At 64.6% G+C, this 22,296-nt stretch carries 19 protein-coding genes; 12 read left to right on the top strand and 7 right to left on the bottom strand.

Annotation, left to right across the window (positions count from 1 at the left end):
• The first annotated feature begins 29 nt into the window (after positions 1-29).
• From ACFWAD_RS12135 to ACFWAD_RS12125, 3 genes are read left to right on the top strand one after another with little or no spacing between them, the layout of a single operon-like run.
• Entirely contained in the window at positions 30-1,535 is a 1,506-nt protein-coding gene (locus tag ACFWAD_RS12135) for a TIGR02677 family protein (RefSeq protein ID WP_230815680.1), read from the top strand.
• Positions 1,532-2,974, top strand: a complete 1,443-nt coding sequence (locus ACFWAD_RS12130) for a TIGR02678 family protein (RefSeq protein ID WP_378544041.1) — start codon at positions 1,532-1,534, stop codon at positions 2,972-2,974. The genes ACFWAD_RS12135 and ACFWAD_RS12130 overlap by 4 nt, the downstream gene beginning before the upstream one ends.
• Positions 2,971-7,146, top strand: a complete 4,176-nt coding sequence (locus ACFWAD_RS12125; RefSeq protein ID WP_378544038.1) for a TIGR02680 family protein — start codon at positions 2,971-2,973, stop codon at positions 7,144-7,146. Before ACFWAD_RS12130 ends, ACFWAD_RS12125 begins: the two co-directional genes overlap by 4 nt.
• Positions 7,147-7,203: 57 nt before the next feature.
• On the opposite strand, the gene mshC is transcribed toward ACFWAD_RS12125, so the two are convergent.
• The gene (gene mshC / locus ACFWAD_RS12120; protein ID WP_378532915.1) at positions 7,204-8,445 is read right to left on the bottom strand and encodes a cysteine--1-D-myo-inosityl 2-amino-2-deoxy-alpha-D-glucopyranoside ligase; all 1,242 of its coding nucleotides are present in this window, start codon (positions 8,443-8,445) and stop codon (positions 7,204-7,206) included.
• Between the two features lie 10 nt (positions 8,446-8,455).
• Positions 8,456-10,543: an MMPL family transporter gene (locus ACFWAD_RS12115; RefSeq protein ID WP_378544035.1), complete on the bottom strand. Its 2,088-nt coding sequence runs from the start codon at positions 10,541-10,543 to the stop codon at positions 8,456-8,458.
• A gap of 133 nt (positions 10,544-10,676) precedes the next feature.
• Here ACFWAD_RS12115 and ACFWAD_RS12110 point away from each other — a divergent pair, with 133 nt between their 5' ends.
• A complete protein-coding gene (locus tag ACFWAD_RS12110) occupies positions 10,677-11,138 on the top strand; it encodes a MarR family winged helix-turn-helix transcriptional regulator (RefSeq protein ID WP_378544032.1) in 462 nt (153 codons plus the stop codon).
• Here ACFWAD_RS12110 and ACFWAD_RS12105 read toward each other — a convergent pair.
• Genes ACFWAD_RS12105 through ACFWAD_RS12090 form a run of 4 tightly spaced genes read right to left on the bottom strand, consistent with a single transcriptional unit; the run spans position 11,135 to position 14,200 of the window.
• Positions 11,135-11,941, bottom strand: a complete 807-nt coding sequence (locus ACFWAD_RS12105; protein ID WP_378544029.1) for an SCO1664 family protein — start codon at positions 11,939-11,941, stop codon at positions 11,135-11,137. The two genes, ACFWAD_RS12110 and ACFWAD_RS12105, sit on opposite strands and share 4 nt — an antisense overlap.
• 4 nt (positions 11,942-11,945) lie before the next feature.
• A complete protein-coding gene (locus ACFWAD_RS12100; RefSeq protein ID WP_030537532.1) occupies positions 11,946-12,545 on the bottom strand; it encodes a DUF3090 domain-containing protein in 600 nt (199 codons plus the stop codon).
• A 55-nt stretch (positions 12,546-12,600) separates the two neighbouring features.
• Positions 12,601-13,296, bottom strand: a complete 696-nt coding sequence (locus ACFWAD_RS12095) for a histidine phosphatase family protein (RefSeq protein WP_378446070.1) — start codon at positions 13,294-13,296, stop codon at positions 12,601-12,603.
• A gap of 58 nt (positions 13,297-13,354) precedes the next feature.
• On the bottom strand, positions 13,355-14,200 hold the full coding sequence (locus tag ACFWAD_RS12090) for an undecaprenyl-diphosphate phosphatase (RefSeq protein WP_378446071.1): 846 nt from the start codon (positions 14,198-14,200) through the stop codon (positions 13,355-13,357).
• A 228-nt stretch (positions 14,201-14,428) separates the two neighbouring features.
• Here ACFWAD_RS12090 and ACFWAD_RS12085 point away from each other — a divergent pair, with 228 nt between their 5' ends.
• From ACFWAD_RS12085 to ACFWAD_RS12065, 5 genes are all read left to right on the top strand, one after another.
• Positions 14,429-15,364: an aldo/keto reductase gene (locus ACFWAD_RS12085; protein WP_378544026.1), complete on the top strand. Its 936-nt coding sequence runs from the start codon at positions 14,429-14,431 to the stop codon at positions 15,362-15,364.
• A 92-nt stretch (positions 15,365-15,456) separates the two neighbouring features.
• On the top strand, positions 15,457-16,143 hold the full coding sequence (locus ACFWAD_RS12080) for a heme oxygenase (biliverdin-producing) (protein ID WP_378532906.1): 687 nt from the start codon (positions 15,457-15,459) through the stop codon (positions 16,141-16,143).
• Positions 16,140-17,147, top strand: a complete 1,008-nt coding sequence (locus ACFWAD_RS12075; protein WP_378544024.1) for a hemin ABC transporter substrate-binding protein — start codon at positions 16,140-16,142, stop codon at positions 17,145-17,147. The genes ACFWAD_RS12080 and ACFWAD_RS12075 overlap by 4 nt, the downstream gene beginning before the upstream one ends.
• 138 nt (positions 17,148-17,285) lie before the next feature.
• The gene (locus ACFWAD_RS12070) at positions 17,286-18,308 is read left to right on the top strand and encodes a FecCD family ABC transporter permease (protein ID WP_378544591.1); all 1,023 of its coding nucleotides are present in this window, start codon (positions 17,286-17,288) and stop codon (positions 18,306-18,308) included.
• Complete coding sequence (locus ACFWAD_RS12065; RefSeq protein WP_378544021.1) at positions 18,305-19,168, top strand: heme ABC transporter ATP-binding protein; 864 nt, start codon at positions 18,305-18,307, stop codon at positions 19,166-19,168. Before ACFWAD_RS12070 ends, ACFWAD_RS12065 begins: the two co-directional genes overlap by 4 nt.
• Here ACFWAD_RS12065 and ACFWAD_RS12060 read toward each other — a convergent pair.
• Positions 19,149-19,571, bottom strand: a complete 423-nt coding sequence (locus ACFWAD_RS12060) for a hypothetical protein (RefSeq protein ID WP_378544018.1) — start codon at positions 19,569-19,571, stop codon at positions 19,149-19,151. The two genes, ACFWAD_RS12065 and ACFWAD_RS12060, sit on opposite strands and share 20 nt — an antisense overlap.
• A gap of 183 nt (positions 19,572-19,754) precedes the next feature.
• Here ACFWAD_RS12060 and ACFWAD_RS12055 point away from each other — a divergent pair, with 183 nt between their 5' ends.
• The 3 genes from ACFWAD_RS12055 (at position 19,755) to ACFWAD_RS12045 (ending at position 22,174) form a co-directional block, all read left to right on the top strand.
• Positions 19,755-20,780, top strand: coding sequence for a YncE family protein (locus ACFWAD_RS12055; RefSeq protein WP_378544015.1), 1,026 nt, complete (start codon positions 19,755-19,757; stop codon positions 20,778-20,780).
• Positions 20,780-21,028, top strand: coding sequence for a DUF5703 family protein (locus tag ACFWAD_RS12050; protein WP_007733391.1), 249 nt, complete (start codon positions 20,780-20,782; stop codon positions 21,026-21,028). The genes ACFWAD_RS12055 and ACFWAD_RS12050 overlap by 1 nt, the downstream gene beginning before the upstream one ends.
• A gap of 75 nt (positions 21,029-21,103) precedes the next feature.
• Positions 21,104-22,174, top strand: coding sequence for a quinone-dependent dihydroorotate dehydrogenase (locus tag ACFWAD_RS12045; RefSeq protein WP_378544012.1), 1,071 nt, complete (start codon positions 21,104-21,106; stop codon positions 22,172-22,174).
• The last annotated feature ends 122 nt before the right edge of the window (positions 22,175-22,296 follow it).

The raw sequence follows: 22,296 nt of genomic DNA, 5'->3' as shown, positions 1-22,296 counted from the left end.
AAGAGGGGGCGTCTCTCGCCTACCCTGTCATGGTGGAAGAAACGAGTGCGCCCGATTACGCCGCGTACGCCGACACCAATCGACTGAAGCTGTTTTCGTTCACGATCGCGGAAAAACGGGCCGAGTACCTCTGGGTGCTTCGTGCCTTCGACCATGCTCGGGCCAACTACACCGTGCTGCTGCATGCCGGAACCGTCGCGCACATCCTCGAGAAGATCGGCGGCTCGGATCCGGCCGCCGATCTGTCGGCAGCAGAGGTCACTCCCCTGTTGGATCAGCTCCACGTGTGGGAGATCCTCGAACGCAGCTACGACGGCACCCGTGCGGCGACGCTGGCCGAGTACCGGAATCGCCATTTTGTCTACCAGTTCGGTCAGGCCGGATACCAGGTCTATCGATCAGTCGAGGACGTTCTTGCCGCACGCCTGGACTCGGCGTCGCTCTCTCGTCTCGCTCTGGCGGACCTGCTCGCAGACATGTCCGAACTCGCGGAAGCCAACCGAAGCTCCGACGGCGATCTGATCTTCCGCAAGCTCAAGCGCCTCGACTCGACGCTCTCCGACATGGCCGATCGAGCCGCGCACTTCTATCTGACCCTCGGCGACTTGGTGCGGACCACGGAGATCACTCCGCAGGCTTTCCTCACGCACAAGGACGCTCTGCTCACCCACATGCGCGAGTTCAGCTCCGATCTGGCGCGCTACGCCCCGAAGCTCAAGGAAGCGATCGAGCACGTCGAATCCACCGGTGTCGATCGCATGATCCGCCTCGCCGCCGCCAGTGACGAGCGGGTGTTCGTCCCGATCGCCGAACGCGAAGACGACTGGGCTGCGCGTTGGCGAGGATTGACCGCCTGGTTCGTCTCCGCGGAATCGGGGATCAGCGAGTCCGAACGCCTGCGTGAAGGCACGATGAGTGCGATCGCCGCAGTTCTGGCGCTCCTTCGCCGCGTCACGGAGACCCGTCGCGGCGGCGTCAGCCGTGAGAGCCAACTCAGGCACCTCGCCGGTTGGTTTGCCGCCACCCCGTCCGAAGACGCAGCTCACGCTCTGTTTCAAGCTGTCTTCGATCTCGGCCGACCCCGCCACCTGTCGATGGTGCATCCGGACGCCGACATCATTTCGCACTCGCGTTCGTGGTGGGAGGCACCGCCGGTGGAGATCGCGCGGACACTCGCCGAAACCGGCCGGCCCCCCTCACCCGGGCTGCCGAGCAAAGTTGCCCGCAACGACGGCAGCATCCGCCGACTGCGCGAAGAGCAGTTGGCGGCGCAACGTACCCGCAGCGCCGCCGCGCAATCTCTCGCGTCGAACGGTGTTTATCAACGCGAACTCAACGAGCAGGAGACCGAAGTTTTGCTGAGTCTGCTCAATGCAGCACTGACCGCGCGCGTTCCGGTGGTGGGACGCGTCAAGAGTTCCACCGGTAGCGAGAACGGGGTGAAGCTCACGCTCAGTCCCTCGGACGGTTCGACCACCATCAAGACCGCCCGCGGACGTATGCATCTCGACGGTATCGAGGTCAGTGTTCGATGAGAGCTCGCGAGATCACGCCCCTTGCCCTCGATTCGTACCAACGAGCGGCGCGCGTGATTCTGTCCAATCACCTGATCACCTCGACGTACCCGGATCGAATTGCGTTGCCGCTCTTGCGCCGTTGGGCCACCGAGCTGCGCGACGACTTACTGGAGCTGTTCGGATACCGCCTCGAGGTGACGGAGACCACCGCGCGCCTGTTCACGGTGTCGGATCGGCTCAACCCGTCGGCACCGGCCAGAACTGCCTCCGAGCGAACTTTCGATCGCACGCGCTACGCCTATCTGGCGTTGTGCCTGGCCGCTCTGGGCCGCGCCGGAAACCAGATCACGTTGTCGGAGTTGGCCGATCACGTCGCGGCCGACGCCGCGCAGGTCGACGGCGTCGAACTGTCCACCGATCGTGCGTCGGACCGCGACGCCTTCGTCGATGCCGTCGGGTGGCTCGGCGTCCGGGGCGCCATCGCCCTCGCCGACGGTGACGCAAACGGCTGGGCGTCCAATCCCGAAGCGGGAGAAGCGCTCTACGACATCGATCGGTCCGTCGTCGTGGCCCTGTTCCGTCCGCCGCGCGCCCTGCAGCACCTGCACTCCATCCGAGGGCTACTGGCGGCGGAGACCTCGAGCGCCTCCGAGGACGACGGAATTCCCGTGGACGCGAAAGAGATCGGACGCCGAGTGCGTCGGGCACTCGTCGAGCGCCCGGTCGTACTGGCCGGCGAACTCGATCAGCACGAGTTGATCGCGTTGGCGCAGCCCAAGACCGCGTCGGAAGTCGAACTCCTGACGGGGTTGGTGGCCGAGCGCCGCGCCGAGGGAATCGCGATGATCGATCCCACCGGTCGACTCTCCGACGTCCGCTTCCCGAGCACCGGGACGATCGCTCAGGTGGCACTTCTCCTGGCCGGCGAGATTGCCGACCGCGTACTCGACGTCGACGCTCCCGAACTGCCGAAACTTCCGATCCCGCACGTGTCGGACGATCACCTGATCGAACAACTCGATGCCGCCATCCCCGAGGCTGGAATCTTCGAGGACCTCGCCGACGAGGACGACGACTTCGTGCTGCCCGCCGGCGAACCGGCCGAGCCACCGGAACCCGTCACGTACCCGAAAATCGACGACGACTGGCTCGCCGACAAGGTCACCGAGTTGGTGGACCAGTTCGGGCGAACCTTCGCGGCACAGTGGCAGGCCGATCACAACGGACTGCGCAAGCAGGCGCTCGGGTTGTTGCAACGTCTACGACTGACGCACGCGGTCGACGGCGGAGTTCTGGTCTTGCCCGTGTTGGCCCGGTACCGCGACGTCGTGGTCTCCGTGCGCGAACGCGACCCTCAGATCGACTTCGCGGTGGACAACTCCGCACCGGATCCGGTCGACGAATTCGGCCCCGAACCTTCCCCCAACGGCGAACTATCAGAGGTAGAGAACGTATGAGCAACGCCCGCTTCCGACCTACTCGGGCTGGAATCATCAACCTCTGGGATTACCGAGACCAAGAGTTCTCGTTCGCCGACGGTCGACTGGTTCTGCGAGGACCCAACGGATCCGGCAAGACGAAGGCCCTCGAGGTCCTGTTCCCGTTCGTCTTCGACGGCCGCATCGAACCGCGGCGCCTCAACCCGTTCGCCGGTGAAGAGCGCACCATGAAGTCCAACCTGCTCTACCGCGGTCAGGACAGCGCGCACTCCTACGTGTGGATGGAGTTCTGCCGCGGCTCACTCGAAGATCCCGAGTCGGTGACCGTGGGAATCGGCATGCGTGCAACACGCACCAACGACAAGGTCACTCGCTGGTACTTCGTCGCCGACGGCCGCGTCGGGGTCGATTTCTCGCTGATCGGCAACGACGATCGTCCCCTGACCAAGAAGCAGTTGGCCGAACAACTCGGCAGCGATTCCATCACCGACCGTCCCCTCGACTACCGCACTGCGATCGATGCGCGGATGTTCGGTCTCGGTGTGCAGCGTTACGACCAGCTGATCAACCTCATTCTCACGCTTCGCCGCCCCCAGCTCGCGAAGAACCTTGACCCGAAGGGCCTTTCGCAGGCGCTCACCGACGGTCTCCGGCCGCTCGACGACCAGCTGGTCCTCGAAGCTGCGCGTTCGTTCAGCGACATGGAGGAGGTCGGCCGGGCGCTCGAGGGGCTGGCGGCCGCCGATCAGGCAGCCCAGAGTTTCATCGGGGTCTACACCAAGTACCTGCGTCAACAGTCCCGCGGAGAGATCGAACAGGTCAGCACCCGCCTCGCAGCGGTCACCAGAGGTGTTGCCGCCATGGACGAGTCGTCGCTCGCCCAGACCCGCAGCCGCGAGGCACGGGCAGCTGCCGAGGAACGCTTCAACCTGGCCGAGCAGGCACTCGAGAACGCGCGCGCCAATGTCGAAGCACTGCAACGCTCGAGCGCCTACGAAGGCAAGCAGCAACTCGACGATCTCGCCCAGGCCGTCGCGACGCTGAAGCTCTCGACCGAGCAGCAAGCAGACAAGTCACGAAAAGCGCAGGCCGCACTCGCCCAACGCGGCGACGAAGCCGACAAGGCCGCATCGTCGGTCAAGCGTGCGGCCGAAGCACTCTCGCGCGCCGAGGACGAACTGCAGGCTGCAGCCGAGGACGCCGGCATCGTCTGGACTCCCCTGCCCGACGGCTCACGCAGCGACCAGATCACGGCAGCCGTCCGTGGCCATGCCGAGGAGCGTGACGGTGACGTACGCGTCGTCCGCACCGCACTGGCGACCGTCGAGAAGGCGGCGACCGAACGAACCCGGGCCGAAAACAGCTCTCGCCGTGGACAAGAGCTGCTCGAAGCGTCCAAGGCGGCTGTGCTCGAGGGCGAAGCTGCCGTGGAACTCGCACGCAGTCAGTGCGCGAGTGGGCTCCGCGCGTGGTGGACCGATCACTCCTCTCTGTTCTCGGCTGTCGGCGCCGACACGTCGCTGTTCGAGGCTCTCGACGCAGCGCTCGCCGAGGTCGGCGACGAGGACGCGCCGGCGCTGTCCGCAGTTCTCGCCGAGCACACCGAGGCCGGAACCGAGACGCTGCGCGAGCGTCGTCGCGAAGCAGAAGCGGAAATCTCGGCATCACACGCCTCCATCGCGGCTCTCAAATCCGAGCGCAAGGCCGTCTCGGCGGAACACGACGACGCTCCGCCTGCCTTCCACGCACGCACCGACAACCGCAGTGAACTGGGTGGTGCACCGCTGTGGCAGCTGGTGCGCTTCGCCGATTCCGTCGAACCAGACGTGGCCACAGGTATCGAATCCGCACTCCAGGCGGCAAATCTGCTGGACGGCTGGGTCTGCCCGGACGAAAAGATTCCCGAGCACGTCAGCGAGCAGTTCCTGACCGCTCTTCCGGTCAAGCAGCGCCCGAAGGGACGAACGCTGGCCGACGTCCTCGAGGTCGAAGGCAATGCCGACGTACCCGACGCTCGGGTGCAGGACATTCTCGCGTCGATCAGTCTCGTCGAGGCACCGGGCGACTCCGATGCAAGCGTCGCGATCGGCGTCGACGGCCGCTTCTGGCAGGGCGTCGCACGTGGCCGGCATGTCAAGGCCGACGCCGAGTACATCGGTACGACAGCACGGGCGCGTCGACGCGAAGCTCGGATCACCGAGATCGACGCGGCTCTGGAAGAGCTTGCGGCTGCAGTCGATGCAGCCAAGGCACTGGTGACGCAGACCAACGAGCAGCTGAGCCGGATCAACTCTGCGGCAAAGGAATTGCCGAAGACCGGTTCGATCCTGCGCGCACTCAAGACCGTCACCGAATCAGCCGGTGCCCTCCGCACTCGCTCGGAGGCCACCGAAACTGCGCAACGCGAACTCGACGCGGCGATCGCCGATCTCGCAGCGAAGGAAAAGCAACTCCGGGCAACGGCGTCGCAGCACCGGACGCCGCACGTCGGCCGTGAACTGGACTCCCTTGCCGCAGCGATCCGGCACTTCGAGAAGCAGGGTGAACTGGCGCTGCGCTGCCGGCGCGAGCACGCCAAGGAAGTCGAACTCGAGCGCGAGTCCCGCGACCGCCTCGACGAATCACGGGCCAACGCCGAGGAATTCGCCGAAGAAGCCGCCATCGCCGAGGAGAGTCTGCTCCAGCAGGTGCAACGTCTCGAGACGCTCCGCGACACTCTCGGTGCCAGCGCCGAGCAGATCGATCTCGACCTGGCAAAAGCGCGCGCAAAGATCGAAGAATGCAAGGTCGAACAGCGTGCTGCGCGAAAGGCGTACGACGCTGCAGTCCTCCAGATCGGCACGGCAGAGGGTGCATACAACACCGCTGTCGAGACGTTGCGTCACACCCTGACCGAAACCCGCAGTGATGCAGAGCGACTCGCGCCCTACGCTCGTCCGGATCTACTGGAATTGTTGGGCGTCAAGGAGCACCTGAGCTGGCCGGCCAGTTCGGCGGCGTGGATGAGTCCCGATCAGTTGGTCTACCGCATCCAGAACGAAGATCGCAGCGAGGACGCCGCCCACCCGCCTGTCCTCCCCGAAGACGTCGACAAGTTGTACCGAGCGCTCGAGGCTGCGACCTCGGCGGTCCGCGTCACCGACGGCGCCCGCAAGGCAACCCGCACGGCACTGACCTCGGCGCTGCAGGACTTCGACGCGCAACTCGCCGCCGCCGGACAGGACTACCGCCTGCAGTGGGATGCACCGGACGGACTGACCGTCGTACGTGTGCAGGACGATCAGGGCTATTCGTCGATCGGTGAATTCGCGACACGGATCCACGACGCTCGCGGCGATCAGGAGCAGTTGCTCACCGAATCCGAGCGTCGCATTCTCGAAGATGCCCTGCTGACCGGTTTGGCTCAGCAGATCCACGAGCGCACCGTCGACGCACGAGAGTTGATCGCACAGATGGGCACCGAGATGCGTGAGCGTCGCATGTCCTCGGGCAACACCATCGGCGTTCACTGGGTGCTGGCCGACAACCTCGACGACAGCTCGCGGGCGATCTCCAAACTGCTGGATCGAGATGCGTCGGCCCTCGGCGTCGATGAACTCGCTACTCTGCGAGCACATTTCGCGACCCAGATCCGCACCGCCCGCGCCGCGCACCCCGAACGCTCGTACCCGGAGATCCTGTCCTCGGCGCTCGACTACCGGCAGTGGCGTGTGTTCTCGTTCACCCTCATCAGCGGTGAGGGCAAGGAAGACCGCCTTACCGTCGCGCGGCACAGCGCGCTGTCCGGTGGCGAGCAATCGGTTTCGCTGCACCTTCCTTTGTTCGCCGCGGCGCACGTCATGTTGGACTCGGCCGACCCACACGCCCCGCGTCTACTGGCACTGGACGAGGCCTTCGCCGGTGTCGACGACAACGGTCGCAGCGAGCTACTCGGCTTGAGCGTTCAGTTCGACCTGGATCTCTTCATGACCGGCTACGACCTGTGGATCACGTACGCAGACGTCCCCGGCTGTGCGCACTACGACCTCGCGCACTCCACTGCCGAGCAGGCGGTCAGCGCCGCGCTGCTGGTGTGGTCGAACGGTGAGTTGCTCGCCGAGCACGACGGAACAGATCTGGCGCGGGCGCTGGGCTCGCCGCTGCGGCGCCGGGTTCCGACCCCAGCCGAGGGTGCGTTGGACTACGCCTAGAAACCACTGTGCGCCTTTATTAACCGCCCGCGGTTAATAAAGGCGCACAGCAGGACTTCAGCGAAGCGAAATACCCAGCAACGCATCCACGGCATCGGCGAACTCGCCGGGTGCCTGTGCGTCGGATCCGCCACCTTCGATTGCGCGGCGTGCCCAACCGTCGAGCGCGTCGAGAGCCTTCGGGGTGTCGAGGTCGTCGGCCAGGTGCTGACGCAACCGTGCGACGGTGTCGGTGACGGACTGTGCGGAACCGAGGGCCGCTGCCTCCCGCCACACCTGAAGACGCGACTGAGCATCCTCGAGGACCTGTTCGGTCCACGCGCGATCCTGGCGGTAGTGGCCGGAGAGCAGTCCGAGTCGGATTGCTGCGGGGTCCACGCCCTCGCCGCGCAACTTGGAGACGAAGACCAGGTTTCCGCGACTCTTCGACATCTTCTCGCCGTCGAGGCCGATCATGCCGGTATGCACGTAGTGCCGCGCGAAACGGCGATCGCCCGTCGCCGATTCGGCATGCGCAGCCGAGAACTCGTGGTGCGGGAAGATCAGGTCGCTGCCACCGCCCTGGACGTCGAAGCCGGAGCCGATGCGGTTGAGCGCAATGGCAGCGCATTCGATGTGCCAACCGGGGCGACCCGGCCCGAAGGGCGAGGGCCACGAGGGCTCGCCCGGACGCTCCGCCCGCCAGACGAGTGCGTCGAGCGGATTGCGCTTGCCGACGCGATCGGGATCTCCGCCGCGTTCGGCAAAGAACTTCTCCATCGTCGCGCGGTCGTAGCCCGACTCGTAACCGAACTGCTCGGTCGCGTCGGCGCGGAAGTAGACGTCGGGGAACTCGGCGTCGTCGACGACGTAGGCGGCGCCGGACGCCACGAACTTCTCCACCAACTCGACTACTTCGTTCACCGACTCGACGGCGCCGATGTAGTCCTTCGGCGGTAGTACCCGCAACGCTTCCATGTCCTCACGGAAGAGTGCCGTCTCACGCATGCCGAGGACCATCCAGTCCTCGCCGTCGCGATTGGCCCGCTCGAACAGCGGGTCGTCCACGTCGGTCACGTTCTGGACGTAGTGGACGTCGTGTCCGGCGTCACGCCAGATGCGGTTCACGAGGTCGAACGTGAGGTACGTGGCCGCGTGACCGAGGTGGGTGGCGTCGTACGGGGTGATGCCGCAGACGTACATCGTCGCCTTCTTGCCCGGCGTGACGGGACGAACCTGACGGTCGGCTGTGTCGTACAGCCGCAACGGCGGCCCCTGACCGGGAACGGACGGGAGTGCGGTATCGGACCAAGACTGCATGCTGCCGAGCCTAGTGGAGGCTGCTCTGAGGCTGGGAAGGTGCTGGCTGATCCTGCTCCGGTTCGGGCGTCGACGCGAGCTTGCTCGGCCACCAGATCTTCTGACCGATGTCGTAGGTCAAGGCCGGTACCAGCAGAGATCGGACGATCAGCGCGTCGAGCAGGACGCCGAACGCCACGATGAACGCGATCTGCGCGAGGAACAACAGCGGGATCACCGCCAACGCCGAGAAGGTTGCTGCCAGAACAACTCCGGCAGAAGTGATCACCCCGCCGGTAACTGTGAGCCCCCGCAGAGCACCCGCGCGAGTGCCGATCTTCAGCGCTTCCTCCCGCACCCTCGTCATGAGGAAGATGTTGTAGTCGATTCCCAGCGCCACGAGGAACACGAATGCGAACAGCGGAACCACCGGATCCGCGCCGGGGAAGCCGAAGACGTGGTCGAACACCAGCGACGAAATGCCCAGTGTCGCAGCAAACGAGAGCACAACGGTGCCCATGAGGAGCAACGGCGCCAGAAGCGAACGCAGCAGGAGCGAAAGAATGACGAACACCACGATGATCACCACCGGAATGATGAGAGTTCGGTCACGAGTCGAGGTGGTCTTCGTGTCGAGATCGGTCGCTGTGACGCCACCCACCAGTGCGTCGGCGCCGTCCACGGCGTGAACTGCATCACGTAGACGGACGATCGTGTCTTCGGCCGCGAGTGAGTCGGCAGCGTCAGTCAGCGTCGCCTGCAGGGAGACTCGTCCGTCGACAACCAGAGGTGATCCCCCGTTCTGGACGACACTCACATCACTGACACCGTCGACGCGACTTGCTGCCGCGACTGCATCGACCTGGTCGGCATTGGCGATCACCACGGCCGGCGACCCTGAACCGGCGTCGAAGTGCTCACCGAGAATCTCCTGGCCTGCAACCGAATCGACGTCGAGCAAGAAGATGTCGGACGAAGAGACACCGCTGGCCTTGAACTGCGGCATCATCAGCGCGAAGATCACCAACACCAGCGTCGACGCCACCCAGAAGCGGCGCGGATGCCTACCGATTCGAGCAGCGAGCCCGGCCCAGAACCGGTGATCGTTCGCCTCGTCGTGGTGCTCGCGGTCGGCGTCGAACTTCGGCTTGGTCGGCCAGTAGGCAGTTCGCCCGAACAACACCAGCACTGCCGGTAGGAACGTCATCGACGCGAGGAAGGACGCGGCAATTCCGATGGCAGCCACCGGACCGAGTCCGCGGTTGGAGTTCAGGTCGGAAAGCAACAGGCACAGAACGCCCGCGATGACCGTTCCGGCGGACGCTGCGACGGGTTCGAGCGTCGCGCGCCACGCGGTACGCATCGCCGCGTACTTGTCCTTCTTGATCCGCAACTCTTCGCGGTAGCGCGAGACCAGGAGCAGCGCGTAGTCGGTGGCGGCGCCGAACACGAGGATGAACAAAATGCCCTGGCTCTGACCGTTCAAGGCGATGACGTCTGCGTCCGCGAGCAGATATACGAGCAAGCTCGACAGACCGAGGGCGAAGATCGCCGAGAAGATCACGACGAACGGCAGGATCGGGCTCCGGTAGACGACGATCAGAATCAAGATCACGACGGACCCGGCGACCAACAACAGCAATCCGTCGATGCCTGCGAATGCTGCCGAAAGATCCGCAACCTGTCCCGCGGGTCCGGTGACCTTGACCGTGAGTCCATCAGGGCTCGATTCCAGCGCCGTGCGCAGCGCTTTCACGCTGTCCTTGACCTCGAGCGTGCTGTCGACCGGCAAAAACATTTGCAGTGCCTGGCCGTCGGCTGACGGGATCGGCGGCGATGACGCGTCCCCGAACCCCTCGGTACCGACGAATGAATCGACGGTCTGGGACAGGAAGGTGGAGTCCGAGGGCTCGAGTCCACCTGATCGTTCCGCCACGATGATGGCCGGCACGAAGCGTGTGTCCGTGAAGCTCTCTTGAAGCTTCGCGACCTCGGTGGCTTCGGCCGAGGCGGGCAGGAACGAGGTGTTGTCGTTCTGCTGCACCGTGCTGAGCTTTCCGGCGAACGGCCCCCCGAACCCTCCGATTGCCAGCCAGCCGATCACGAGGAGAGCTGGCACAATCCATCGAAGGCGACGAACAGGACGATTTTGTACTGGTGTGCTCACTGGGTCTCCAGAGATCGGCAACAGATGAGGACTTGCCGACTATTTTGTTCAGCATGCTGAGTAATTGCAAACGGAAGGCAAAAACATGAGCAGCGACGGCCTGGACGACTGGCCCACCGGCCGACTGTTGTCCACCGCTGCACGCCTGGTAGAGCACTCGTGGGAGAAGGTTCTGCGGTCTCAGGACATGACTCACGCGGGCCTGATCGTGCTCCATTCGATCGCTGGTGGACCCGCGTCGCAACGCGATATCGCGAAGAACGCCCGGGTCACCGATCAGACGATGAGTCGCACGATCGACCGTCTCGAACGAGCGGGGCACGTCACCCGAGACACCGATCCGCGGGACGAGCGTCGGCGCGTGATCGCGATAACCGACGCCGGCCGCCAGACGTACGAGCGACTGCTGACGCTCGAGAAGGAAGATGCGGCATTGACCGTCGGGGTCGGGGATGTCGCCGCGCTGCGAGAACAACTACTGCGATTGGTTCGCTCACCCGGATTGAAGACCGCAACTCGCGAACAGCAGGAAACGTCTCGAGACTAGAAAGCCGGCCAGGGAATCGTTCGATGGCCGTTCGGTTCGGGCATCACAGCGGACTCTGCGAACTGCATCGCCCGCACCGCCAAAGCCACGATCTCTTCCTCGGTGATCAGTTCGGACAACTCGTCGCCCAGATCCCCGTCGAGAGTTGTCGCGAGTTCGGCGACGTCGGTAATCAAGGCGCCCGGTACTGGCTGCCCGGCCCACCCCCACAACACGGTCCGCAGCTTGTTCTCCGAGTGAAGACAGATTCCGTGATCAACCCCGTACACCGAGCCGTCGACGCCCTCGAGGGCGTGACCGCCCTTGCGGTCGGCATTGTTGATGAGGACGTCCAGAACGGCCATTCGTTGCAGCCGCGGATCGTCCGCATGGATGAGGGAGACGGGTTCGCCCTCCGAGTCGAAGGCCTGCAGAACCTCGAACCACCCGGGTGGGACATTGCCGGGACTGCACAGGTCGACCATCTCGAGGCCGCCCGATCCGTCCGCGCGGCGATCGACGGTGTCGATCCACCGCTGCACCATTCCTGGCCCGAAAGGACCGTCCCGCAACACTGTTCGCGGAATCACTCCCCAGCCCAGCGCCTCGGACACTCGGTACGACGCGACCTCACGCCCCGCCAGAGTGCCGTCCGGGAAATCCCACAGGGGGCGTTCCCCACGCACCGGCTTGTAGACCACACGGGTGGACTGCTCCCCCAGAGTCGACTCGCACACCAGCGTGGCGTTGCTCGCCGTGGTGATCTGACCGATCAGAGTCAGATCACCCTCGAGCAGAACGTCCGGCACTCCAGGTTCGGCCACGACGTCAGACCTCGTCGTCGTCTGCGTCGTCGATCGCAAAACCGAAGGACTCGCCGCGTCGGTAGCCGTTGGTGCGGATGCAGACGTGCCCCTCGGGTGCCAACGGTTCACCACACAGCGGGCACGGCGCGCGTCCCGCCGCGATGACGCGTTCGGACCGCAGCGAAAATTCGCGCGCTTGCTCAGGTGTCAGAAACACACGGACCGCGTCCGGACCGTCGTCGGCGTCGTCGAGGACAACCGATTCGTCGAACTCCGTCTCGCTGACGGCAAGCAACTCCACGACGACCGCGCCGGCATCGGCGTCCCAGCCGAGTCCCATCGTGCCCACCCGGAACTCCGCGTCGAGCGGAGTGACCAACGGGCTGAGATCGGAGACGTCGTCGGCTTGCGGCGGAACCTCGGTTCCGAACCGGCGATGTACCTCTTCGAGGAGTAGGCCCATGCGGTCGGCAAGGACCTGAACCTGCTGCTTCTCGAGCAACACACTCACCACCCGTGCTTCGTGCACGGCCTGGAGATAGAAAGACCTGTCACCGGGTTCGCCCACCGTCCCTGCGACAAATCGGTCAGGAGTGCGAAATACGTGAATCGCGCGCGACATTGCACCTCCTCGAGTTCGAGCAGAACATCACTGAGTACCCATTATCCGTCACAGCTCACGCACCGACCTCTCCGCCGGGGACGGACTCCTGTGCAGGAGCCGAGCCGTTGGTCGCGGCCTTCGCTGCACCGATCGCTGCGAGCACGTCTCCGGTGTCGTTGACCCTCAGTACGAACGGCAGAGTGGCCGTGTACCGAATCACGCTGACCGAAGCGGGCTCGGCGACGATGCGCTGGAACGAATCGAGGTGCATCGCAAACGCATCGGCGAGAACCGATTTGATGACGTCGCCGTGCGTGCACGCGATCCAGACGACGTCTTTGCCGTGTTCTTCGGCCAGCCGTGCGTCGTGCTCGCGGATCGCGGCAACGGCTCGCGCCTGGACCTGGGCCAGTCCTTCACCGCCCGGGAACACGGCACCGGAAGCGTGGCGCTGCACCACTTTCCAGAGCGGTTCCTCCAGCAGTTCCTTGAGAGGGCGGCCCGTCCAGTCTCCGTAGTCGACCTCGATGAGGCGATCCTCCACCAGCGGCGTCAGACCACGGTCGACGGCAATGGGGCCGACCGTCTGCTCGCACCGCAACAGCGGCGAGCGGACGATCTCCGCGATGTCCAGACCGACCAGCCGATCGACGACGCCTTCGGCCTGTTTCCGGCCGTGATCGTCGAGTTCCACACCCGGCGTTCGACCGGCCAGGGTATGGGCAGTGTTGGACGTCGACCGCCCGTGCCGCAGTAGGACAACTGTCATTCCACAACCCTAATGGGGCGGTGGCCGCACGGACGGGTGGTCGACGTCGAAACGGGCCCTATGTCGCGGACACGACCCCTGTGGCCAGCAACGCAAGGACGACTACGCCGAGAGCGATTCTGTATCCGACGAACCAGTACATGGAGTGATCGACAACAAATCGAAGCAGCCAGGCGATCGCTGCGTAACCGACCGCGAAGGCGATGACGGTTGCCACCAGCAACTGCGGACCGCTCGCGTTCAGACCCTCACCGGCCGGCTCGAAGGCATCCGGGAGGCTGAACAAACCGGAGGCGAGAACTGCCGGAATCGCCAAGAGGAACGAGTAACGGGCTGCGGCCTCACGGGTGAGCCCGAGGAAAAGACCGGCGCTGATCGTGCCACCTGAGCGCGAGACGCCCGGGATGAGCGCGAGTGCCTGCGCCGAACCCATGATGATGCCGTCGCGCGCTGTGAGGGTTTCGATGGGCCGAGTCTTGCGCCCGTAGTACTCGGCAGCGGCGATGACAAGCGCGAACACGATCAACATTGTGGCGATCAACCACAGATTGCGTGCGCCGGTACGGATCTGGTCCTTGAAGAAGAACCCGAGAATGCCGACTGGAATGGTGCCGATGATGACGTACCAACCCATGCGGTAGTCGAGATCGCCCCGATGCTCGGCGTTGAACACACCCCGGAACCAGGCAGTGATGATCCTCACGATGTCGCGCGCAAAATAGATCAGCACTGCCAGCTCGGTGCCGAGCTGCGTCACCGCGGTGAAGGACGCACCGGCGTCACTGCCGAAGAATATCTCCGACACGATTCGCAAATGTCCGGAAGACGAGATCGGCAGGAACTCGGTCAATCCCTGCACGAGGCCCAGGATCACGGCCTGGAGCCAGGTCATCGCTTCGCCCATCACTCACCGATCCCGGCTGATTCGAATGGGGTTACTGCACACAGGTTTCGTGTGTCGGGTTCACGTTTCACCGGCGCCACGCTACCGGTGCTCACTGCAGCGCGCCGCGCCCGGCACGTCCGTGTCCGAATACCCCGACTCGCGGCGAGCGCCCACTAGTCTGCACGTGGTGAGATCTCTCGGGTGCCGCACTTGCGCACACGAGTCGGGCGCGAGATGCAGGCGGTTATGAAGCACAGATCTGTCGGAACGAGCGGACTTCGGGTCTCGCGACTTGGGCTCGGCACACTGACATGGGGACGCGACACGGACGGCGACGAGGCTGCGGCGCAGCTGCTCGCCTTCGCCGAGGCCGGCGGAACCTTGGTCGACACCTCGCCCGCGTACGGCGCCGGTGCGGCGCAACGGATCCTCGCCGAGTTGCTCGACGACGTCGTTCCGCGTGACGAACTCATCATCAGCTCGAGCGCCGGCATCGATCCCACTCCGATCGGCACCGACCGCGTCGACTGCTCGCGGCGCGGATTGCTCCGCCAACTCGACGCGACTCTTCGTGAACTCGGAACCGACTTCCTCGACATGTGGCAGGTCGCAACCTGGGATCCGCTCACGCCCGTCGACGAGGTTGCAGCAACCCTCGACTACGCGGTCTCGAGCGGCAAGGTGCGGTATGTCGGGGTGCGCGGTTACCTCGGCTGGCAGCTGGCGACGGCCGTCGGAGCCGGTGGCGCAACAAAACTTACCGCGACACAGGCCGAGTACTCACTGCTCGCACGCGGCGTCGAGGAGGAATTGTTCGCAGCGGCCGCCCATCACGGCGTCGGAGTGTTCGCCGCCGTACCCCTCGCGGGCGGCGTGTTGACCGGCAAATACCGCGACGGCATTCCCGTCGATTCCCGCGGCGCCGACGAAGCACATTCACAGGATGTTCAGAGCTACCTGACCGATTCCTCGATCCGGGTGGTCGACGCCGTCGTTACCGCCGCCGACGGTCTGGGTACTTCCCCACTGGCGGTGGCACTGGCCTGGGCGCGCGATCGCGCCGGTGTGGCCAGCGCCGTCGTCGGCACGCGTGATCTCGCCCAGTTGACAGGAGTACTGGCAACCGAAGAATTGGAACTTCCGAAAGCGATTGCCGCGGCTCTCGACGACGTGAGCGCTTAGTTCGTCCCGCTGATCGAAATACCGAAGGTATCGTCTTTGCGAGGGCAGGCTAACCTAGTAGGCAACGCTTTACTACAGCCTCAGGAGAATCCATGACCACGCTCGACGCAGACAGCCTTTCCGCAGACGCAGGCCCCGCCTTCTCCGAACGAATCAAGACCGAGACGGACGCTGCGCACCGCGAGACCGAGCAGTCGCGTTTCGTGGGTGCTCTGCTCGGCGGTGAGCTGACCACCGCAGGCTATGCCGCTCTCCTGGGGCAGACCTACCTCGTCTACACCAGCCTCGAAGAAGCCGGCCGCACCCACGCCGACAACGAGTTGGTCACTCCGTTCCTGTCCGAGGATCTGCTGCGGGTGGCTTCACTCGAGTCCGATCTCGAATTCCTCGGCGGACCGAACTGGCGCGACGAACTCGTGGCACTGCCGGCAACCGAGCGCTACATCGCCCGCCTGAAGGAGGTGGCGTTCGACTGGCCCGCCGGGTTCGTCGCACACCACTACCTGCGCTACATGGGCGATCTGTCCGGCGGACAGATCATCCGCCGCATGCTCGAACGCGCCTACGGATTCGAGACCGACGGACTTCGCTTCTACATCTTCGAAGGCATCCCCAAGCCGAAGCCCTTCAAGGACGACTACCGCTCGAATCTGGATGCACTGCAGATTCCTGCCGAGGAACAGCAGCGTTTCATCGACGAGGTGAATCTGGCGTACCGCCTCAACGGCGACCTGTTCGCCGACCTCGAAGGCGACATCGAGAGCTACCTCGTCAAATGATGAAGCGCTTGGCCGCGGCGGCGCTGGTCGCAGCAGCCGGTTTCGGTTTGGTGGCTTGCGGGTCCAGCGACAATTCCACGACATCTCAGGGTGCCCGGACCGCGGTACTCGAAGATTCCAGCCCGGTTCCCGTCTCCGACAACCCGACCGCGACACTGCCCGTGACGGTGAAGAGCTTCGACGGCGTCGACGTGACCATCACCGACAACAGCCGGATCGTTGCGGCCGACCGCTACGGGACGCTCGCGACGACGACGGTGGCGCTCGGCCTCGGTGACAATCTTGTCGGCCGCGACACTGCAGCCAAGTTCCCCGCAGTCGCAGACGTTCCGGTTGTCACGGTCGGCGGCCAATCGCTCAACACCGAGGCGATCCTCGACCTCGATCCCACCGTGGTTCTCACCGACACGAGTATCGGGCCCAAGAGCGTCCAGGATCAGTTGCGCGCCGCCGGTGTTCCAGTCGTCTTCTTCGATCCCACCCGAACACTCGAGGGTGTGCCGGGGCAACTCCAGGCCGTCGCCGACGCGCTCGGCGTCCCCGCCCAGGGCGCGGCGCTGGTCGATCGGACCGAATCGGAAATCGCTGGAGCTCGTGATCTGGTCCCCGCCGAGGGCGATCCGCTGAAGATCGCGTTCCTCTACATGCGCGGATCGGCCATCACCATGATCGGCGGTGAAGGGTCCGGAGCCGATTCCTTGATCGAGGCACTCGGCGCCACCGATGCAGGAACCGCCTCGGGCATCGCACAACAGTTCGTGCCCATCACCAGCGAGGCGCTCATCGCCGCCGCGCCGGACGCCCTGCTCATGATGACGGACGGGTTGGCGTCGATCGGCGGTATCGACGGCCTCGAAAAGGTCCCTGGCATTGCTCAGACACCGGCCGGAAAGAACAAACGAGTAGTCGACATGGAGGACGGAGTGTTGCTCAGCTTCGGGCCGAACACCGGACGTGTCATGGCGGCACTTGCCGAAGCGATCTACGAGCCCGGTGGATCGTGAGCAGAGATTTGTGAGTGCTGATTCGTGAGTACAGAAACAGATAGTTCCGACGCAGGTAAGACTGGGTCCGCAGCCGAGGATTCACACGAGGTCAAGGGCGCCGACAAGTCGGCATCTCGCCCCGCGTCGCGGTCGCGGGTGAGTGCAGTTCTGATCAGCTTGTCTCTCGCTTTGGTGATCGTCGCAGTGCTGTCGGCGTGCATCGGTCAGGTTCCGACGTCACCACTCGAGGTTTTGGGCAGCATCCTGCACCGCATCGGGCTCGATCTCGGTCCGATGCCCGCCCATCCCAGCGGTGAAGTGACCTTGTGGGAGGTTCGTTTCCCCCGCGTCGTGCTCGCCATCTGTGTCGGCGCGGCGCTGGGATGTTCCGGTGCGCTTCTGCAAGGTGTGTTCTCCAATCCGCTGGCCGAGCCCGGAGTGATCGGGGTGTCCGCGGGTGCGGCGGTCGGCGCGAGCGCTGTCATCGTCGTCGGCGGCACGTTCGTGGCCGGCTGGGCTGTAGCTGCCGCCGCGTTCGTCGCCGGACTGGTGACCACAGCTGCGGTGTATCTGCTCGCTCGGCACGAGGGCAGAACCGAAGTGGTGACGCTGGTGCTGACCGGCGTTGCGATCAACGCGTTCGCCGGCGGTCTCATCGCCTTCTTCACCTTTGTCGCCAGCCCGTCTGCTCGCGATCAGATCGTGTTCTGGCAACTCGGCTCACTCAACGGCGCTTCCTGGAACGCAGTCCTGATCGTGGCCCCGATGACCGTCGTCGGGATCGCCGCGACCATGATGATCGCCCCGCGTCTCGACCTGCTGGCGCTCGGTGAACACGCGGCCCGTCACCTGGGCGTCAACGTCGAACGGCTTCGCCAGTTCGCGGTTCTGATCGTCGCTCTCCTGGTCTCGGCGAGTGTGGCCTTCACCGGCATCATCCTCTTCGTCGGTCTGGTTGTTCCGCACCTGATGCGCATTCTCGTCGGACCTGGCCACCGCGCGCTGATTCCCGCGAGCGCCCTCGCCGGCGCACTGGTTCTGCTGGTCGCAGACCTCGGCTCGCGGTCGCTGATCGACAACGCGGACCTGCCACTCGGAATGCTGACCGCTCTGGTGGGTGGACCGTTCTTCTTCTGGCTTCTCCGACGCACTCGCGCACAACAGGGCGGGTGGGCATGAGCAGCCTCGTCCGAAACTGGCGCGAATTCTTCGGCCGCGTCACCCCCGAACCGGAGAGCCCTGGCGTCGGTGATGTCACCCTCGAGGCGCGCGACATCACTGTCGAGCGCGGTGGTCGGCACATTCTCGAAGGTGTGTCCCTCGAAGTTCGGGCCGGAGAAGTCGTCGTCCTCGTCGGACCGAACGGCGCCGGTAAGTCGACACTTCTTGCGGCGTTGGCCGGTGATCAGCCTGTCATCGCCGGGCGGGTTGAGGTCGGCGGCACCGACCTCACACAGTGGTCACCGATCGACATGGCGCGCCGACGCGCGGTGCTCCCCCAGAAACACACCATCGGATTTTCGTTCAGTGCTCGCCAGGTCGTTCGCATGGGACGCGCACCGTGGGCCGGAACTCGCCGAGAAGACCGCGACGGCGCTGCCATCACCGCGGCGATGAAGACCTGCGATGTCGAAGGGTTCGCCAATCGGCCGTTTGCCGTGCTGTCCGGTGGCGAGCAGGCGCGAGTCGCACTTGCGCGGGTACTGGCGCAGGAGACGTCGACCATCCTGCTGGACGAACCGACGGCAGCACTCGATCTCGGACACCAGGAGGCAGTGATGTCCGTGGCTCGCGCCCGCGCTGCGGACGGCGATGCCGTCGTCGTCGTGTTGCACGATCTCGCGTTGGCAGCGGCGTACGCGGATCGGATCGTCGTGCTCGAAAATGGACGGATCGCCGCTGACGGTCCCCCGGAATCGGTGTTGCACGAAGAACTTCTGACCCGCGTCTACGGTTATCCGGTCGAGGTGTTCCCACATCCGAAGACCGGAGCAACCCTGGTGATCCCGCGCCGAGAATTCACCGAACAGAATCGATGATCGATCCCAGCCTGTTGAGGACGGCTCTCACCGTCGGCAGGCTGCGACCGTCGCCCTCACGAACTCCGTCACCGGGAATGGGCTGTGACCAATCAGTCTCCGTCGACAGAACTGCGTCGCGGACCACACCGGCGATGCTTCGCTCGTCCGTCAGATCGATATCGGTCACCGATCGCTCGGCCGTAGCGATGACATCCGACGGGGTCGGCACACTGTGCTCGCAGTATTCGCCGTAAACCTCGACGAACAACACGCTCTTGCGTACGCGAAACGCGAAAGTTCGACCGTCGGACCTGCCGAAACCGTGTGCGTGAGCGCCGACGGTGAGGTCCTCGATCTCGAAGCCCGGCCGCACCGGTTCGGGCGACTGCGCGCCGGAATCGGTGGGTTCTGTGGGAATCACAATGATCTCCTCGGTGATTGCAGCGTTAACCGCAATCGCTGTTCGTACGGTATCGCGTCAAGGGTGTGAGCGGAATGGTCGGTAGTTCCTCGACGCGATGAACGGCGCCCGACTGCGATCAGGGATGATCGATGACAGTCGCACTGCGTGAAGAACAGATGACAAGAAAAAGAGGAACTACACATGGCTCGCCTAGGGATCCGCACCACTGCAGCAGCAATGGGAGCGGCGGTTCTGCTGGTCACAGGATGTTCTTCCGGAGATGGCGGTGACGACCTCATCACGATCGATCCCGCAACGGCCGCGGTCTCGCCGGCCACCACCAGCACCCCGGACGGCGTGGTTCACCCGTATTCAGGTCTGATCGATTCCATCACATTCGACCCGATCACGCGCAGCGCTGTCCTGGTCGCCGACAACCCACGCTCGGTGCTGGTCGTTCCTGCGGACGGCCTGTCCGGCGCCGACCCGGCCTCGACAGGTCGTCCGATCACCCTGAATTCGGACGTACGCGACGTCTCGATCGCCGCTGACGGCAACGCACTGCTGTCAATGGATCGCCAGGTAGTGAAGCTGAAACTGACTTCGGGCGAACAGACTTCCATCCCGGTCGACGGCCAGACGAACTCCGCGGTCGAACTCACCGACGGCCGCATCGCGATCGGTACGGACAATGGTTCAGTTCACATCGTCGACCCTAAGACCGATCAGTCACAGAAGGTTTCGGGATTCGCATCCGTGGACGAACTCGCGGTGACCGGCGACAACCTGAGCGCCCTCGATCACCGTCAGACCTCGCTGACGGCGATCAACCTCGAAGACGGCAAACTCGGCGTTGCACTCCGTGCCGGTGAGGGTGCGACCCACCTGGCCACCGATCGCTTCGGACGCATCCTTGTCACCGACACCACCGGCAACGAACTGCTCGTCTTCACTGCCGATCCGCTCCTGATGCACCAGCGCTACCCCGTCGGCGAGTCGCCGTACGCCGTTGCCTACGACGAGACCGCGGATCGAGTGTGGGTCACGCTGACCGCAACCAACGAGGTAGTCGGCTTCGACCTGTCGTCCGGCATCCCTGTGGAGACCGGACGGTTCAAGACGGTGCGACAGCCGAATTCGTTGGCCGTAGACTCTTCCAACGGCAATCTGATCGTCGGATCGGCAACCGGTGACGGGCTGCAGGTCATCCCGTCACGGGAGAACTGATGGAAAAGCGTGCGCGCGGGATCCCCGCGCAGTGGGAAACGTCGGACGACAAGTTCGACTACGTGCCACTCCGGCTACCGCCGAATGTTTCGCGGGTCACGGCGTCGATGCGCCTGGCGATCTCCGCCGAGTTCGGCGGTTGGGAACTCTCCCGTGTTCGTCTCTATCCCGACGGCAGCCGACGTGTGCTTCTCAAGCGCAAGAAGACGCCGCTGCACGTGACCGATCCGGACGGCATTCAGCACTGATCGTCCAACAGACGACCAGGGCCCGCCGCTGTCGAAGCCGCTGACAACATCACACCACCGAAGAGCTGGAGAATCGTGTACCAACTGCTGCTGAGCCTGATGTTCCGGGTACCACCGGAACGCATCCACCACATTGCCTTCACCGCGATGAAACTGGTGACACGGTTCGCTCCCCTTCGCTGGCTGGTCGCAAAAGTTCTTGTCGTCGACGACCCGGTATTGCGCAGTCAGGCTTTCGGTCTGACGTTCCCCGCACCTCTCGGTCTGGCGGCCGGATTCGACAAGGACGCCACCGGAGTCGACGCCTGGGGCCCGTTGGGCTTCGGTTTCGCCGAGGTCGGAACGGTGACGGCCCAGGCTCAGCCCGGTAACCCCGCGCCGCGTCTGTTCCGACTTCCGGCCGATCACGCTCTGATCAACCGGATGGGCTTCAACAACCACGGCGCCGGTCATGCAGCCAACTTCCTCCGGCAGCGCCGCGTCACGGTGCCGATCGGCGCCAACATCGGCAAGACCAAGATCGTCGAAGCCGCCGACGCCGCTGCCGACTACACCGCCAGCGCGCAGCTTCTCGGACCGCTGGCCGACTTCATGGTCGTGAATGTCAGCTCGCCGAACACACCCGGACTCCGTGATCTACAGGCCGTCGAATCACTGCGCCCGATCCTGCAGGCCGTGCTCGATACCGTCAGCGTGCCGGTACTGGTGAAGATCGCTCCCGATCTCTCCGACGACGACGTCGACGCCGTCGCCGATCTGGCCGTCGAACTCGGACTTGCCGGAATCGTCGCGACCAACACCACGATCCGACGCGACGGTTTGAAGACCCCGGACGCCGAGGTAGCTGCACTCGGCGCGGGCGGGCTGTCCGGCGCACCGGTTGCCGAGCGCTCGCTCGAGGTACTTCGGCGCCTGTACGCCCGAGTGGGCGACAAGATGACCATCATCTCGGTCGGCGGTATCGAGACGGCCGATCAGGCGTGGGAACGGATCCTCGCCGGCGCGACGCTGGTGCAGGGATACACCGGCTTCATCTACGGCGGACCGTTCTGGGCTCGCAGCATCCACAAAGGCATCGCCAAGCGCGTGCGCGCGGCAGGCTTCTCGTCGATTACGCAGGCTGTCGGAGCTGAGAACCCTCGCTAGAAACTGCTGTGCGCCTTTGTTAAACGCGGGGGGGTTAAAAAAGGGCCCACCCGGGGGGGGATTAGACCACGGAACAACCCGGCCGGGGTTGACGGGCCAACACGGGTTTGTAAAACGGTTAA

The organism is Rhodococcus sp. NPDC059969 (genome assembly GCF_042738325.1).
GTDB lineage: Bacteria > Actinomycetota > Actinomycetes > Mycobacteriales > Mycobacteriaceae > Rhodococcus_F.
The sequence above is the reverse complement of the archived record's forward strand: the minus strand, read 5'-3'. Positions and strand labels throughout refer to the sequence as shown.

Excerpts from the sequence above, each read along its gene's own strand:
- mshC (WP_378532915.1), bottom strand. The coding sequence starts at position 8,445 with ATGCAGTCTTGGTCCGATACCGCACTCCCGTCCGTTCCCGGTCAGGGG.
- ACFWAD_RS12075 (WP_378544024.1), top strand. The coding sequence starts at position 16,140 with ATGATGAAGCGCTTGGCCGCGGCGGCGCTGGTCGCAGCAGCCGGTTTC.
- ACFWAD_RS12125 (WP_378544038.1), top strand. The coding sequence starts at position 2,971 with ATGAGCAACGCCCGCTTCCGACCTACTCGGGCTGGAATCATCAACCTC.
- ACFWAD_RS12085 (WP_378544026.1), top strand. The coding sequence starts at position 14,429 with ATGAAGCACAGATCTGTCGGAACGAGCGGACTTCGGGTCTCGCGACTT.
- ACFWAD_RS12100 (WP_030537532.1), bottom strand. The coding sequence starts at position 12,545 with ATGTCGCGCGCGATTCACGTATTTCGCACTCCTGACCGATTTGTCGCA.
- ACFWAD_RS12135 (WP_230815680.1), top strand. The coding sequence starts at position 30 with ATGGTGGAAGAAACGAGTGCGCCCGATTACGCCGCGTACGCCGACACC.
- ACFWAD_RS12130 (WP_378544041.1), top strand. The coding sequence starts at position 1,532 with ATGAGAGCTCGCGAGATCACGCCCCTTGCCCTCGATTCGTACCAACGA.
- ACFWAD_RS12095 (WP_378446070.1), bottom strand. The coding sequence starts at position 13,296 with ATGACAGTTGTCCTACTGCGGCACGGGCGGTCGACGTCCAACACTGCC.
- ACFWAD_RS12090 (WP_378446071.1), bottom strand. The coding sequence starts at position 14,200 with ATGGGCGAAGCGATGACCTGGCTCCAGGCCGTGATCCTGGGCCTCGTG.
- ACFWAD_RS12055 (WP_378544015.1), top strand. The coding sequence starts at position 19,755 with ATGGCTCGCCTAGGGATCCGCACCACTGCAGCAGCAATGGGAGCGGCG.
- ACFWAD_RS12080 (WP_378532906.1), top strand. The coding sequence starts at position 15,457 with ATGACCACGCTCGACGCAGACAGCCTTTCCGCAGACGCAGGCCCCGCC.
- ACFWAD_RS12050 (WP_007733391.1), top strand. The coding sequence starts at position 20,780 with ATGGAAAAGCGTGCGCGCGGGATCCCCGCGCAGTGGGAAACGTCGGAC.
- ACFWAD_RS12110 (WP_378544032.1), top strand. The coding sequence starts at position 10,677 with ATGAGCAGCGACGGCCTGGACGACTGGCCCACCGGCCGACTGTTGTCC.
- ACFWAD_RS12065 (WP_378544021.1), top strand. The coding sequence starts at position 18,305 with ATGAGCAGCCTCGTCCGAAACTGGCGCGAATTCTTCGGCCGCGTCACC.